Annotated in this window: 13 protein-coding genes; 7 read left to right on the top strand and 6 right to left on the bottom strand. The window is 62.0% G+C overall.

Translation table 11 applies throughout. The annotated features are described in order from the left end of the window. Positions 1-107: 107 nt before the first annotated feature. From hslU to PSFL_RS17705, 5 genes are all read right to left on the bottom strand, one after another. Positions 108-1445, bottom strand: coding sequence for an ATP-dependent protease ATPase subunit HslU (hslU, locus tag PSFL_RS17685; RefSeq protein WP_057437226.1), 1338 nt, complete (start codon positions 1443-1445; stop codon positions 108-110). A gap of 38 nt (positions 1446-1483) precedes the next feature. Next, the gene (gene hslV / locus PSFL_RS17690; RefSeq protein ID WP_017738857.1) at positions 1484-2014 is read right to left on the bottom strand and encodes an ATP-dependent protease subunit HslV; all 531 of its coding nucleotides are present in this window, start codon (positions 2012-2014) and stop codon (positions 1484-1486) included. Between the two features lie 255 nt (positions 2015-2269). Continuing rightward, positions 2270-2971, bottom strand: coding sequence for an SPOR domain-containing protein (locus PSFL_RS17695; RefSeq protein ID WP_115127198.1), 702 nt, complete (start codon positions 2969-2971; stop codon positions 2270-2272). Position 2972: 1 nt separating this feature from the next. Continuing rightward, complete coding sequence (gene argS, locus PSFL_RS17700; RefSeq protein WP_057958086.1) at positions 2973-4709, bottom strand: arginine--tRNA ligase; 1737 nt, start codon at positions 4707-4709, stop codon at positions 2973-2975. A 180-nt stretch (positions 4710-4889) separates the two neighbouring features. Then, positions 4890-7109 (bottom strand): primosomal protein N', encoded by a 2220-nt coding sequence (locus tag PSFL_RS17705; RefSeq protein ID WP_057437227.1) that lies wholly within the window; start codon positions 7107-7109, stop codon positions 4890-4892. A gap of 202 nt (positions 7110-7311) precedes the next feature. On the opposite strand from PSFL_RS17705, the gene rpmE reads away from it, so the two are divergent. The 3 genes from rpmE (at position 7312) to PSFL_RS17720 (ending at position 9814) form a co-directional block, all read left to right on the top strand. Further along, positions 7312-7542 (top strand): 50S ribosomal protein L31, encoded by a 231-nt coding sequence (rpmE, locus tag PSFL_RS17710; RefSeq protein WP_029296053.1) that lies wholly within the window; start codon positions 7312-7314, stop codon positions 7540-7542. Between the two features lie 14 nt (positions 7543-7556). Further along, positions 7557-8363, top strand: coding sequence for a thermonuclease family protein (locus PSFL_RS17715; protein WP_170059436.1), 807 nt, complete (start codon positions 7557-7559; stop codon positions 8361-8363). A gap of 182 nt (positions 8364-8545) precedes the next feature. Next, positions 8546-9814, top strand: coding sequence for a malic enzyme-like NAD(P)-binding protein (locus PSFL_RS17720; protein WP_057958076.1), 1269 nt, complete (start codon positions 8546-8548; stop codon positions 9812-9814). A 211-nt stretch (positions 9815-10025) separates the two neighbouring features. On the opposite strand, the gene PSFL_RS17725 is transcribed toward PSFL_RS17720, so the two are convergent. Continuing rightward, positions 10026-12467 carry a penicillin-binding protein 1A gene (locus tag PSFL_RS17725; protein ID WP_370694598.1) on the bottom strand — a complete coding sequence of 814 codons (2442 nt, stop codon included), beginning with the start codon at positions 12465-12467 and terminating at the stop codon, positions 10026-10028. Between the two features lie 220 nt (positions 12468-12687). Between PSFL_RS17725 and pilM the strand changes: the two genes are divergently transcribed. The 4 genes from pilM to PSFL_RS17745 are packed head-to-tail and all read left to right on the top strand — an operon-like array spanning position 12688 to position 15021. Next, positions 12688-13341, top strand: a complete 654-nt coding sequence (pilM, locus tag PSFL_RS17730; RefSeq protein WP_170044444.1) for a type IV pilus biogenesis protein PilM — start codon at positions 12688-12690, stop codon at positions 13339-13341. Beyond that, positions 13341-13892: a PilN domain-containing protein gene (locus PSFL_RS17735; protein WP_170044445.1), complete on the top strand. Its 552-nt coding sequence runs from the start codon at positions 13341-13343 to the stop codon at positions 13890-13892. Before pilM ends, PSFL_RS17735 begins: the two co-directional genes overlap by 1 nt. Continuing rightward, positions 13889-14509 (top strand): type 4a pilus biogenesis protein PilO, encoded by a 621-nt coding sequence (locus PSFL_RS17740; protein ID WP_170044446.1) that lies wholly within the window; start codon positions 13889-13891, stop codon positions 14507-14509. The genes PSFL_RS17735 and PSFL_RS17740 overlap by 4 nt, the downstream gene beginning before the upstream one ends. Next, a complete protein-coding gene (locus tag PSFL_RS17745; protein WP_170044447.1) occupies positions 14506-15021 on the top strand; it encodes a pilus assembly protein PilP in 516 nt (171 codons plus the stop codon). The genes PSFL_RS17740 and PSFL_RS17745 overlap by 4 nt, the downstream gene beginning before the upstream one ends. The last annotated feature ends 39 nt before the right edge of the window (positions 15022-15060 follow it).

Below are 15060 nucleotides of genomic sequence, written 5' to 3' on the forward strand. Positions count from 1 at the left end.
GGCTTGCTCGCGAATGCGGTGGGTCAGTTTATGCAACTGTGACTGACCCACCGCATTCGCGAGCAAGCCCGCTCCCACATTAAAGCAGAGCGGTTCCTGTGCAAGTCTTACAGGATATAACGAGACAGGTCTTCGTTCTGCGCCAACTCGCCCAGGTGGCTGTTGACGTAGTCGGCGTCGATCCTGATCGCCACGCCATTCTGCGCGCCCGCCATGTCGCCGGCGCTGAAGGATACTTCCTCCAGCAGACGCTCAAGCAAGGTGTGCAGGCGACGGGCACCGATGTTCTCGGTCTTCTCGTTGACCTGCCAGGCAATTTCCGCCAAACGCTTGATACCGTCTGGCAGGAACTCGATCCCCAGGCCTTCGGTTTTCAGCAGCTCGCGGTATTGCTCGGTCAGCGAAGCGTGTGGCTCGCTGAGGATGCGTTCGAAGTCGCCCGGGGTCAGCGCCTTGAGTTCCACGCGAATCGGCAGGCGGCCTTGCAGCTCCGGCACCAGGTCGCTTGGCTTGCTCAGGTGGAACGCGCCGGATGCGATAAACAGGATATGGTCAGTCTTGACCATGCCCAGCTTGGTATTCACCGTGCAGCCTTCGATCAGCGGCAGCAGGTCGCGCTGTACGCCTTCGCGGGAGACATCAACGCCGCCGGAATTGCCGCGCTTGGCCACCTTGTCGATCTCGTCGATAAACACGATGCCGTGCTGCTCGACGGCTTCCAGGGCCTTGGCCTTGAGTTCTTCCTCGTTGACCAGGCGCCCGGCTTCTTCGTCACGCACCAGCTTGAGCGCGTCCTTGACCTTGAGCTTGCGGCTTTTCTTCTTGCCCTTGCCCATGTTGGCGAACAGGTTCTGCAACTGGCTGGTCATTTCTTCCATGCCAGGCGGCGCCGAGATATCGACGCCAGCGCTTTCGGCGACTTCGATCTCGATTTCCTTGTCGTCCAACTGGCCTTCACGCAGGCGCTTGCGGAACAGCTGGCGCGTGTTGGAATCGGAGGCAGGAGCGGCGTCTTCATTGAAGCCCGCGCGTGCCGGTGGCAGCAGGGCGTCGAGGATGCGCTCTTCGGCAGCGTCTTCGGCGCGATGGCTGACCTTGGTCATTTCCTGTTCGCGCAACAACTTCAGGGCGGCGTCGGCCAGATCACGGATGATCGACTCGACGTCACGGCCCACGTAGCCGACTTCGGTGAACTTGGTGGCTTCGACCTTGATGAACGGTGCGTTGGCCAGCTTGGCCAGGCGCCGGGCGATTTCGGTCTTGCCGACACCGGTCGGGCCGATCATCAGGATGTTCTTGGGGGTTACTTCAACGCGCAATTCTTCGGGCAGTTGCATCCGGCGCCAGCGGTTACGCAGGGCGATGGCAACGGCGCGCTTGGCATCGTCCTGGCCGATGATATGGCGATTGAGTTCATGGACGATTTCGCGGGGAGTCATGGACATAGTGGTGTGTGGTCCTCAAGCAGGAAAAAGCCGACGGCTTATTCCGCGAGGTCCTGCTCCTCAATGGTCAGGTTGTGGTTGGTGAACACGCAGATATCGCCGGCGATACCCAAGGCGGTCTCGACGATTTCCCGGGCCGACAGGTCGGTTTTTTTCAGCAAGGCACTGGCTGCGGCCTGGGCATAGCCCCCACCGGAACCCATGGCGATCAGGCCGTTTTCGGGCTCAACCACGTCACCGTTGCCGGTGATGATCAGGGACGCGTCTTTGTTGGCGACGGCGAGCATGGCTTCGAGGCGGCTGAGGGAGCGGTCGGTGCGCCACTCCTTGGCCAGTTCGACGGCGGCACGCACCAGATGGCCCTGGTGTTTTTCCAGTTGGCCTTCAAAACGCTCGAACAGGGTAAAGGCGTCAGCGGTGGCCCCTGCAAAACCGGCAAGGACCTGGCCGTGGTACAGGCGACGCACTTTTTTCGCGTTGCCTTTCATCACGGTATTGCCAAGGGAAACCTGGCCGTCGCCGCCCATGACGACTTTGCCGTGGCGACGAACTGAAACGATGGTGGTCAAGGGGAGAGTCTCCACGCTGCGGGGCGAAAATGCCCTGATGGAACTCATATGGGGGTGGCGGGGGAGATTTCAACCGTAGGAAGGGTGCGCGGACGAGTGGTGTCTAGCGCACTGGCACAGGCTCGAGAGCCCTATAAAACCAATGTGGGAGCTGGCTTGCCTGCGATAGCGGTGCACCCGTCACTGAAAATATTGACTGATGCACCGTCATCGCCGGCAAGCCAGCTCCCACAGTTGATCCGTGTTGGCTGCGGCTCAGCGGCTCTGGCGTTGTTGTAACAACAGGTTGCTAAAGCCCGCGCCCGCCAGTTGTTTCTGCGCCACGGTCAGCTGTTCACGGTTGCTGAACGGCCCCACCAGCACGCGATACCAGGTCGCTTCCTTCACCGTCCCGGATTCCACCGTTACCGCTTGCCCCAGCAGGATAATCTGCGCCCGCACCCGGTCCGCATCCGCCTGCTTGGGGAACGAGCCCGCTTGCAGGAAGAACTTGGTCACCGGCGCCGCCTTGGTGGTGGCGACCGGTGGGGCCGGTGGCGGGGTAATCCCGGCCAGTGCGGCCTGGGCCCGTGCGGTGTCGATCTTCGCCGCTTCTGCCGGGGTCACCGGGGTGGTCGGTACTTGCGGGGTCGGCAGGGTTTTCTCTGGCACGGCGTCTTGCGGCACGATCACTTCCGATTCCGGCAGCAACGTGTAGAAGTCGTACTTCGGCTTCACCGGCGCGGTCGGGCTCGGCGGTGTCTTGTTCGCTTCGGCGATCTTGCTGGCCTTCTGCTGCTCCTGCTTGACCCGCTTCACGTCTTCGCCCTGGCCCGGCTCCAGCTTCATCAGGAACACGATAAACGCACCGACCGACAGGCCGATGGCCAGCCACATCCAGCCCGGGATCGGTTGTTTTGCCGGTGCCTGGTAGCGGCTGGCGCCGCGCTTGGGTGCAGGTTTTTTCTTGGCTGCCAACTTACATACGCTCCAGAGTTTCCAGGCCCAACAGTTCCAGGCCTTGCTTGAGGGTCCGTCCAGCCAGTGCGGCGAGGCGCAGGCGGCTTTGCTTTTGCGTTTCGTCGTCGGCGCTCAGGATCGGACAGTTTTCGTAGAAGCTGGAGAACAACCCGGCGACTTCATACAGGTAGGTGCACAGAATGTGTGGCGTACCTTTCTCGCCCACGCTGTTGAGCACTTCGCCGAACTGCGCCAGCTTGGCCGCCAGTTCCTGCTCGTGGGGCGCGTCCAGCACGATCTGCCCTTCGACTTCGCTGAAATCCTTGCCCAGCTTGCGGAACACGCCCGCCACACGGGTGTAGGCATACAGCAGGTACGGCGCGGTGTTGCCTTCAAAGTTGAGCATCAGCTCGAAGTTGAAGCTGTAGTCGCTGGTGCGGTGCTTGGACAGGTCGGCGTATTTCACCGCGCCAATACCCACTACCTTGGCGATATTGCGCAGGTCGGCTTCGGCCAGTTCCGGGTTCTTTTCTTTCACCAGGTTGTAGGCACGCTCCTGGGCTTCGTTCAGCAGGTCGATCAGCTTCACGGTGCCGCCGTCGCGGGTCTTGAACGGGCGGCCGTCGGCGCCGTTCATGGTGCCGAAGCCCATGTGCTCCATGTGCATCGGGTGGGTGACGAAACCGGCGCGGCGCGCCACTTCGAACACTTGCTGGAAGTGCAGGGACTGGCGCTGGTCGACGAAGTACAGCGCGCGATCGGCTTTCAGCACGCCGCTGCGGTAGCGCACGGCCGCCAGGTCGGTGGTGGCGTACAGATAGCCGCCGTCGGCCTTGACGATGATCACCGGCAGCGGCTCGCCGTCGGCGGTCTTGAATTCTTCGAGGAACACGCACTGGGCGCCGTTGCTCTCAACCAGCAGGCCCTTGGCCTTGAGGTCGTTGACCACGTTGATCAGGTCGTCGTTGTAGGCACTTTCGCCCATCACGTCGGCCATGGTCAGTTTGACGTTCAGCAGCTCGTAGATTTTCTGGCAGTGGGACAGGGAAATATCGCGGAAACGTGCCCACAGCTCCAGGCACTCCGGGTCGCCGGCCTGCAGCTTGACCACCAGGCCACGGGCGCGGTTGGCGAACTCTTCGGATTCGTCAAAGCGCTTTTTGGCGGCGCGGTAGAAGTTTTCCAGGTCCGACAGCTCGTTGCTGGTGATGGGGTTTTCTTGCAGGTACGCCATCAGCATGCCGAACTGGGTACCCCAGTCGCCTACGTGGTTCTGGCGGATCACGGTGTCGCCGAGAAACTCCAGGACCCGCGCCACGCCGTCGCCAATGATGGTCGAGCGCAGGTGGCCGACGTGCATCTCTTTGGCCAGGTTGGGGGCCGACAGGTCGATGGCCACACGCTGCAGCGGGCCGGCCTTGCGCACGCCGATCTTGGCGTCGGCCAGGGCTGCGTCCAGGCGCGAAGCCAGGGCCTGGGTATTCTGGAAAATATTGATAAAACCGGGGCCGGCGATTTCGGCCTTGCTGACCTGTGGATCAGATGGCAGTGCGGCAATGATTTTTTCCGCGAGGTCGCGCGGTTTCATGCCCGCGGGCTTGGCCAGCATCATCGCGATGTTGCTGGCGAAGTCGCCGTGGGTCTTGTCTCGAGAGTTTTCCACCTGGATCGCCGGCGTCAGGCCTTCAGGCAACACACCTTCGTTGACGAGTTGGGTGAGGGCTTGTTGGATCAACTGGCGAATTGTGTCTTTCATGGTGTTCTCTTTCGACCGCATGCGGCGGCGCGCGATGCGCAGGTGGAAAAACTGGACATTATCCGGTGCGAGGGCGGGCTTGCCAACCATCAAGGTCGGTTACTGGACCTGCGGGCCTCATCGCGGGCAAGCCCACCGTTCAAAATGTAGGCTGGCTTGCCGGCGATAGCGATTTACCTATCAGTACAAATCCACCGGATCGACATCCAGTGACCATCGCACCTGTCGCCCGCTGGGCATTTGCTCCAGAGCAAGCAACCAGCTACTTAATAGCCGATGCAGCGGCGCGCGGGCGGTGGCTTGCAACAGGAGCTGTGCGCGATAACGCCCGGCGCGGCGCTCCATCGGTGCAGGCACAGGGCCCAGCAACTCGATGCCGCTCAGACCCAGCTCGCCGAGCAAACGTTCAGCCGCGCTGCACGCTTCATCCAGGAAACCTTCGGCCTGCCCCGGTTTATGGGCCTCGGCGCGCAACAGCGCGAGGTGCGCAAAGGGGGGCAAACCGGCGGAGCGGCGCTCGCTCAAGGCCTGCTCGGCGAAGGCGAAGTAGCCTTGTTCTGTCAGTTGAATCAGCAATGGGTGGTCGGCCAGGTGGGTCTGGATGATCACCTTGCCAGGCTCTTCGGCACGCCCGGCGCGGCCTGCGACCTGCACGATCAGCTGCGCCATGCGTTCGCTGGCGCGAAAGTCCCCGGAGAACAGGCCGCCATCGGCATCCAGGATCGAGACCAGGGTCACGCGGGGGAAGTGATGACCTTTAGCAAGCATCTGCGTACCCACCAGGATGCACGGCTGGCCTTTCTGGATCGTGGCGAACAGCTGGTTCATCGCATCCTTGCGCGACGTACTGTCGCGGTCCACCCGCAGTACCGGGAAGTCCGGGAACAGAATCCCCAGGCGCTCCTCGGCGCGCTCGGTGCCGGCGCCTACCGGCCGCAGGTCGACTTTGCCGCATTGCGGGCAGTGGCGTGGCACTCGCTCCACATGGCCGCAATGGTGGCAGCGCAACTCGCCTGAGCGCTGGTGCACCGTCATGCGCGCATCGCAGCGGTTGCACTCGGACATCCAGCCGCAGTCATGGCACAGCAGGGTCGGCGCAAAGCCCCGGCGGTTGAGGAACACCAGCACTTGCTGGCCGGCCGCCAGGGTCTGGCCGATGGCTTGTTGCATCGGCCCGGAAATACCGCTGTCCAGTGGCCGGCTTTTCACATCCAGGCGCAGGAAGCGCGGTTGTTTGGCGCCGCCCGCGCGCTCGTTGAGGCGCAGCAGGCCGTAGCGCCCGGTGTAGGCGTTGTGCAGGCTTTCCAGGGAGGGGGTGGCCGAGCCCAGCACAATCGGGATGTTTTCCTGGCGCGCACGCACCAGGGCCAGGTCGCGGGCATGGTAGCGCAGGCCTTCCTGCTGCTTATAAGAGCCGTCGTGTTCTTCGTCGATGATGATCAGGCCGGGGTTTTTCATCGGCGTGAACAGCGCCGAGCGGGTGCCGATAATAATGTCGGCTTCGCCGTCCCGGGCGGCGAGCCAGGATTCCAGGCGTTCGCGGTCGTTGACGGCCGAGTGCACCAGGGCAATCCGTGCATTGAACCGTTGCTCGAAGCGCGCCAGGGTCTGTGGGCCGAGGTTGATCTCGGGGATCAGCACCAGTGCCTGCTTGCCGGCTTCCAGGGTTTCGCGGATCAGTTGCAAATAGACTTCGGTCTTGCCGCTGCCGGTGACACCGGCCAGCAGGAACGCGTGAAAGCTGTCGGCACCGGCGCTGATGGCCTCAAAGGCCGCACGTTGTTCCGGGTTCAGCGGCAATTCCGGTTGGGCCAGCCAGTGTTCATGGCGTTCGCCGGGGGCGTGGCGGCGGATTTCCACTTGCACCAGCTCCTTGGCCAGCAGCAGGTCGAGGCTGTCCTTGCTCAACATCAGCTTGCTCAGCAACTGGTGAGCAACGCCATGGGGATGCTGCGCCAGGGTGGCCAGGGCCTCACGCTGGCGCGGGGCGCGGGCGATGCGTGGGTCGTCCAGGCGCGCGCCGGGGGCCATCGACCAGAAACGCTCCTGGCGGGCCTCGGCCAACTCGCCCTGGCGCAACAGCACCGGCAAGGCCCAGCTCAAGGTATCGCCCAGGCTGTGCTGGTAATACTGGGAGGTCCACAGGCACAGCTTGAACAGCGACGCCGGCAGCGGTGGCGTGGCATCGAGGATGGCCAGGGCCGGCTTGAGCTTTTCTGCCGGCACTTCGCTGTGGTCCGCGACCTCGATCAGAATCCCGATCATCTCCCTTCGGCCAAACGGCACGCGCACGCGCATCCCCGGCTGCAACTGCGACCGCACGACACCCGCAGGCGCCCGATAATCGAACAGACGGCGCAGGGGCGAGGGCAGGGCGAGGCGCAAAATGGCGTCGGGCACGCGGGAGGTTCTCATATGGCAGGCGGTGGAGAAGGGCGCGAGCCTAGCAGACCCGCAGGGGAGTGTCCTGCCACAGTTTCTGATGAAAGGGGGCATGGCGGCGCTTGCGCGTTTAAAAAGCTCTGGTAGAATCCGCGGCCTAATTACGTGCGGTATTCGACAATAGTGTCGAGTGGCGGCACGCTAGCCTGAGGAAGACACCATGAAAGCCGATATCCATCCAGCGTACGAAACCATCCAAGTTACTTGCAGCTGCGGCAACAAGTTCGAAACCCGTTCGAACCTGTGCAAGCCACTGGGCACTGACGTATGCAACGAGTGCCACCCGTTCTACACCGGTAAGCAGAAGACTCTGGATACTGGCGGCCGTGTACAGCGCTTCGCCGACCGTTTCGGTGCTTTCGGCAAGAAAGCTCCAGCTGCTGCAGAGTAAGGTTCGAAAGCCTGATGGGCTTTTACCTGCTTATGAAGAAGGCGTCCCTTGCGGGCGCCTTTTTTGTGCCTGCGATCTGGCTGTCGGCCGCTCAAGCCGAGGTGTTTTGCCCTGCGCCTGCGGCGGTCAGCACCTTCGAGGTACAGCGCGTGGTGGATGGCGACACCGTCCGTCTCAAGGACGGGCGCAGTGTGCGCATGATCGGCGTCAACGCGCCTGAGACCGGCAAGAAAGGCCGCCCGGACGAGCCGTTCGCCGTGGCTGCGCGCCAGCGCCTGCAAGGCTTGGTGGATGCCAGCGACGGTCGGGTCGGGGTCGTGCCGGGTCGCGAGGGCAAGGACCGTTATGGGCGAACCCTGGCCCATCTGTATGGGGCCAACGGCGCGAATCTGGAGGCCCAACTGCTCGCCGAGGGGCTCGGGTTCCTGGTGGCGGTGGCCCCCAATGTTGACCTGGTCGCCTGCCAGCAAGCTGCCGAGCGCAGTGCGCGCGCAGCCAGGTTGGGCCTGTGGCGTCAGTCGCCTGTGCAAAAAGCCGGGCAAATCCAGCAGTCGGGCTTCGCCGTCGTCAGCGGTCGCGTGAGCAAGGTCGAACGCAATCGCGGCGGGATCTGGATCGAACTGCAGGACTCCTTGGTATTACGGGTTGCACCCAATCTGGTCGGGCAATTCGACAATGCCCTGCTCAAGCGCCTGCAAGGCCAGGATATCGAGGCCCGTGGCTGGGTGTTGGATCGCTCCCGGCGTGGCGGCCTGAAAAGTGGCCAGGCGCGCTGGCTGCTCCCCTTGACCGATCCCGGCATGCTGCAATTGGCACAATAAGAAAAATTGTAGACATTTTTTCTGTCGATTGTGAACAGTTGTAGGCCTTGTATCCCGTGGCTCTTGGCCGAAAGTCGTAGGGTAGGGCCCTTGACACCGGTGACTACCCAGTCTTGTAGGGACTTTGCGAGGCGAGTATCCTCGGCGGTCCGTCGTCCAACAGTAAAAAGCGGAATGCCGATATGTCTGATTTGAAAACTGCCGCTCTCGAATATCATGCCCATCCTCGTCCAGGAAAGCTGAGTGTCGAGCTCACCAAAGCCACTGCTACCGCACGCGACCTGTCGCTGGCGTACAGCCCCGGTGTAGCCGAGCCCGTGCGTGAAATCGCCCGCGATCCTGAACTGGCCTACAAATACACCGGCAAGGGCAATCTGGTTGCAGTGATTTCTGATGGCACCGCGATTCTCGGCCTGGGTAACCTCGGCCCATTGGCTTCCAAGCCAGTGATGGAAGGCAAGGGCGTACTGTTCAAGCGCTTTGCCGGCATCGACGTATTCGACATCGAAGTCGACTCCGAAAGCCCGCAAGCCTTCATCGACACCGTCAAGCGCATCTCCATCACCTTTGGTGGTATCAACCTGGAAGACATCAAGGCACCTGAGTGCTTCGAGATCGAAAAGGCCCTGATCGAACAGTGCGACATCCCGGTATTCCACGATGACCAGCACGGCACCGCGATCGTTACTGCGGCCGGCATGATCAACGCCCTGGAAATCGCTGGCAAAACCCTGTCCGACGCGAAAATCGTCTGCCTGGGCGCTGGTGCAGCGGCTATCTCCTGCATGAAGCTGATCGTGAGCATGGGCGCGCGCCTTGAAAACATCTACATGGTCGACAGCAAGGGCGTGATCCAGTCCGAGCGTACCGACCTGAACCAGTACAAGGCGATGTTTGCCCACCCGTCCTCCAAGCGCACCCTGGCTGACGCACTGGATGGTGCTGACGTGTTCGTTGGCCTGTCCGGCCCGAACCTGCTGAGCGCTGAAGGCCTGAAGTCCATGGCGGCCAACCCGATCGTGTTCGCCTGCTCGAACCCTGATCCGGAAATCGCCCCGGAACTGGCACACGCCACCCGTAACGACGTGATCATGGCCACTGGCCGTTCGGACTACCCGAACCAGGTCAACAACGTACTGGGCTTCCCATTCATCTTCCGTGGCGCCCTGGACGTTCGCGCCAAGCGCATCAACGAAGAGATGAAGGTGGCTGCCGCCAACGCCCTGCGTGAACTGGCCAAGCTGCCAGTGCCTCAGGACGTATGCGACGCCTACGGTGGCGCCAAGCTGGAATTCGGCCGTGAGTACATCATTCCAAAACCAATGGATAAGCGCCTGATCACCGTGATCTCCGATGCCGTGGCCAAGGCCGCCATCGAGACAGGTGTGGCAACCCTGCCGTATCCGAAGAACTACCCGCTGCAAAGCGTGGATGATGTGTTCAACGGCTAAACCGTTGTAGCGCACCAACAAAAAGCCCCGGCTCTTGCGAGTCGGGGCTTTTTTTGTGGCTGCAAAACGGGGGAGTGTGCACCGTCCAATGTGGGAGCGGGCTTGCCCGCGAAAGCAGTGGCTCAGTCAACATCAATGTTTGCTGGGCCGACGTCTTCGCGGGCAAGCCCGCTCCCACACAAACCCGCTCCCACAGTTGGATCTGTGTTTATCAGAACAAGTCGATCGGCGCAGATTCATCCGCCGGCAACGGGCTGCCCGGTGCCACGCCATTGCCCAGTTCATTCATCGACGGCGGCGTGTCTTCGCTCTTGAATAGTTCAAAGTACGCATTTGGCGTGCCCGGTGCGGCGGCGCGGCCGCTGATCGGGTCGATGCGCAGGCTGAGGATGCCTTCCGGCTCGGCCTGGGTGTGGGCCGGCTTGTCCTTGAGGGCGCCGCCCATGTAGCTCATCCAGATCGGCAGGGCGACGGTGCCGCCGTATTCGCGGCGACCGAGGCTTTCTGGCTGGTCGTAGCCGGTCCAGACGGTGGTGATGTAGTCGGCGTTATAACCGGAGAACCAGGCGTCCTTGGATTCGTTGGTGGTGCCGGTCTTGCCCGCCAGGTCCGTACGGCCCAGGGCCAGGGCGCGGCGGCCGGTGCCGCGCTTGATCACGTCCTGCAACATGCTGGTGAGAATATAGGTGGTGCGGCCATCGACAATCCGCTCCGCCACCGCTGGTGCGGCTGGAGCCGGCGTGGCATCAGTGGGTGCAGCACCGGGTGTCGGTTCGATGGTGATACCGCTGTTGGCCGGTGCAGCCAGGCCATCGCTGGCGGCGACGCCGTTGGGCACGCTCGGTGGGTTGGCGACAAACAGTGTGTCGCCGTTGCGGCTTTCGATCTTGTCGATCAGGTACGGCGTGACTTTGTAGCCGCCGTTGGCAAACACACTCCAGCCGGTGGCGATCTCCATTGGCGTGAGGGTCGCGGTGCCCAGGGCCAGGGACAGGTTTGGCGGCAGGTCCTGCTTGTTGAAGCCGAAGCGGGTCATGTAGTCGATGGTCTTGCCCACGCCCATCGCCTGCAGCAAGCGGATCGACACCAGGTTGCGCGACTTGTACAGCGCCTCGCGCACGCGGATCGGACCGAGGAAGGTATTGGTATCGTTCTTCGGACGCCAGACCTTGTCCAGGTACTCGTCGACAAACACGATAGGCGCGTCGTTGACCAGGCTGGCGGCGGTATAGCCGTTATCCAGTGCGGCACTGTAGACAAACGGTTTGAAGCTGGAGCCCGGCTGGCGCTTGGCCTGGGTGGCGCGGTTGTAGTTGCTCTGCTCGAAGGCGAAGCCACCGACCAGGGCGCGGATCGCACCGTTCTGCGGGTCCAGGGAGACCAGGGCGCCCTGGGCGACCGGGACCTGGCTGAATTTCAGGCTGTCGTCCTTCTGGCGCTGCACGCGGATCAGGTCGCCGACCTGGGCCACATCAGATGGCTGCTTGGGCATCGGCCCCATGCTGTTGGTGTTCAGGAAAGGGCGGGCCCACTTCATGCTGTCCCACGCCACATGTTCTTCGCCGCTGCGGGTCAGGACCTGCACGCCATCTTTTTTAACCTGGGTGACGATGGCCGGATCCAGGCCGCTGATGGAGCGCTGCTTGCCCAGTTCAACCGTCCAGGCGCTCAGGGTCTTGCCTGGCAGGCGCGATTCCGGCCCACGGTAGCCGTGGCGCTGGTCATAGGCGATCAGGCCCTCATGCACCGCGTGGTTGGCGATTTCCTGCAAGTTGCTCGGAATGGTCGTGGTGACACGGAAACCTTCGGTGTAGGCATCGCTGCCATAGCGGCCGACCATTTCGGCGCGGGCCATTTCGGCGATATACGGCGCGCTGACCTCGGGCGTCGGCACGTGGTAGCTGGCATTCAACGGCTCGGCCACTGCGCTTTCATAGGCGCTCTGGTCGATCTTGCCCAGCTTGTACATGCGCCCCAGGATCCAGTCGCGACGCTCCTTGCTGCGGGCCGGGTTGGCCAGCGGGTTAAAGCGTGACGGGGCCTTGGGCAGGCCGGCAATCATTGCCATTTGTGCCAGGCTGGCATCACGAATCGACTTGCCGTAGTACACCTGGGACGCTGCCTCGATCCCATAGGCCCGATTGCCCAGGTAGATCTTGTTGACGTACAGCTCAAGGATTTCGTCCTTGGTCAGTTGGCGTTCGATCTGCAGCGCCAGGAGGATTTCCGTGGCTTTGCGCGAGAAGCTGCGCTCGCTGGTGAGGAAGAAGTTCTTCGCCACCTGCATGGTGATGGTGCTGCCGCCCGATTGAATGTGTCCGCTTTTTACCAGCTGCGTGGCTGCACGCACCAGGCTGCTGGGGTCCACGCCATAGTGGTTGGCAAAATTATCGTCTTCGGCCGATAACAGGGCATTGATGAAATTGGGTGGAATGTCGGCGAAACGGATCGGGGTGCGGCGCATTTCGCCGAACTCCGCGATCAGTTTTTCATCGCTGCTGTAGACCCGCAAAGGAATCTGCAACTGGATACTTCTCAGGGCCTCTACCGAGGGCAATCCCGGACTAAGGTAGAGATAGGCGCCGCTGAACACGAGCAGCAGCCCGCAAACGATAGCGACGAAGGAGTACCCGAAAAACTTCAGCAGACGAATCAAGGCTTTTGGATTTCCAGAGAAAAGAATGGGTTAGGTGTCGGGATAGGCATGACTAAGGATGTATCGACCCGACCTGCAGATAAAAAGCGGGAAAAAACGCTGGGCATTAAAGCATTTTTCGCCTCGGGGCGTCATGGGCGCCGCTCAACCGAGCCGACCGAATGCATCAAGCCCGGAACTGACCAGCCCTGAGACAGGCAAAGCTTTAGGGAGTTTTATGAGAAAGGGATTTTTCAGGCAAAAAGCCGATACCGTGCTGGGTGTGGACATCCAGGACAGCGGCGTGAAGGTTCTGGAGCTGGCCCGCGCCGGCGATGGCTATGCAGTGCACGCGTATGCGAGCCAGCCTTTACCGGGGCATGCGGTGGTCGACAGTAATATCGTTGATCTGGAGGTTGTCGCGCAGACCCTTTCCAAGGCATTGTTCCGGGCGCGGACCCAGGTCGCCCATGCGGCGGTTGCCGTGGCGGGCCCTTCGGTGATCAGCCGGGTGGTTGCGCTGGAGGCGGGGCTTGAAGCAGGCGAGATGGAGCAGCGCCTGCGCTGCGAAGCTGACCAGTACATTCCTTATCCGTTGGATGAGGTTGCAATTGATTTTCAGGTCCAGGGCCCATCGAGTCGTGAACCCGGTTATGTTGATGTGCTGCTTGTGGCATGCCTCAAGGAGCAGGTAGAAGCGCGCGAAGCGGTGCTGGCCATGGCCGGCCTGGTTGCTCGAGTGGTGGATGTAGAGGCGTTTGCCCTGGCGCGGATGACCGATCAGGTGGTCGCCCGGATAGTGCCGGGGAGTGGGATCAATAGTGCACAATGGGCTGCCGATGCCCAGGGATTGCGGGTCGCCTGCGGTTTGGCCCTCAGGAGTTTCGATTGATGACAAGAATCAACCTTTTACCCTGGCGTGAAGAACGCGCTGAGCGCCGTCGCAAATTTTTTCTGATTTTCCTGTTGGTGATTACCACTATTGCCTTGGTCGCCGTCTGGCTGGCCGACCGGGTCATCGACCGCGCGATTGATCGGCAGGTGGCTCGTAACAACCACTTGAGCAAGCAAGTCACGGTATTGGATTCGCGTATCAAGACCATCGACGAGTTGCGTGAGCAGCGTCAGCAGTTGATGGAGCGGATGAAGGTGGTCGAAGACCTCCAGGGCCATCGCACATCGGGCCAGGAGTTTCTCGACCAGTTGGCCCGCGCCATGCCAGATGGGGTTCAACTGAGCGAGGTCAGCGTCAGTGGCGCATCGGTGGAGGTCACTGGTACGGCGGTGTCCAGCGATGATGTCGCCCGGCTGATGCGGAGCCTGGAAGCCTCCAATACCCTGCGTGCGCCTAATCTGCGCCATGTACGGGCCGAGGAGGGCGGTGCGGGTAGCGCCTTCCAGTTGATGGTGGACCATGGGGAGCATCAGGAGACGCTGCGGTGAGCCTTGGGTCCAGCCTGTCAGGGCTGGCACTCCCGCAACTCTCCACGCTGTACCGCAACACCGCCCACTGGCCTTTGGCTGGCCGGATTGTGGTGGGCGCGGTGCTTGCCTTGCTGGTGCTGATGGTCGGGAATGCTGTCTACCTGAGCAGCGCGCGCGAGGTCTTGCAGCGTCACGAGGTGGGAGAGATAAGCCTGCGCCAGCAGTTTGCGGCCAAAGCCCGGCAAGCCGCGCAGCATGACAGCGTGGTGCGCGAGCTTGAAACCCTGCGCACCGCCTTCACTGAACAGTTGCGCCAAATGCCGACGCTGAGGCAAATGCCCGGTCTGCTGGACGACTTCACTCGGCTGGGGCAGCTCAGCGGGGTACTGGTGGAGCAGCTCAGTGTGCTGGATGAACACGTGCAGCCGGTGTTCGTCGAGCGGCCGATGCAGCTCAAGCTGCTAGGCACCTATCACGACCTCCTGGCCTTCGTCAGTGGCGTGGCCGGGTTGCCGCAGATCGTTACCCTGCATGACTTTGTCATTCGTCCTGCGGATCCCCAGGGCGGCGCATTGCTGAGCCTGACGATGCTCGCCAAAACCTACAGGTACAGCGACCAGGGACCATTGCCATGAGCCGTCTCAAGGTTGTGGGCCTGGGCCTGGTATTGCTTGCTGGATGCGACAGTGACCCGCAGTTGCAGGCACTGAATGACGAGTTGCAAACGATTCGCCAGCAAGCGCTGCCTATGGCGGATGAGGTACCCGTGGCGAGACCGGGGCCACGGTTTGTCTCCAGTTCGCCACCCCTGCGTGACCCCTTCCAGCCGCCGGACCAGCCCGCCAGTCGTCCTACCGGCAAGCCTGGAGCTGCGCCGGACCTCGACCGCCCCCGGCAGTTTCTCGAAGGGTTTGCCGTGGATCAGTTCCAGATGGTCGGCACCCTGTCGCTGGGCGCGCAGACGTTTGCCCTGCTACGCGGCGCGGCGGGTGTTCATCGCCTGGCGGTGGGGGATTACCTGGGGACTGATCATGGGCGCGTCGTGGCGATCCATGAGGGGCAGTTGGAGCTGGTCGAGCTTTTCCCCGACGGTGAGGGCGCCTGGCTTGAGCGTCCGCGCACTTTGGTATTGAACGTGAACTCATAACGGAAGCAAAAAATGAAAAGGATTATTTCGTCCTTCGGT

Source organism: Pseudomonas sp. DD1 (genome assembly GCF_044510355.1).
GTDB lineage: Bacteria > Pseudomonadota > Gammaproteobacteria > Pseudomonadales > Pseudomonadaceae > Aquipseudomonas > Aquipseudomonas shahriarae.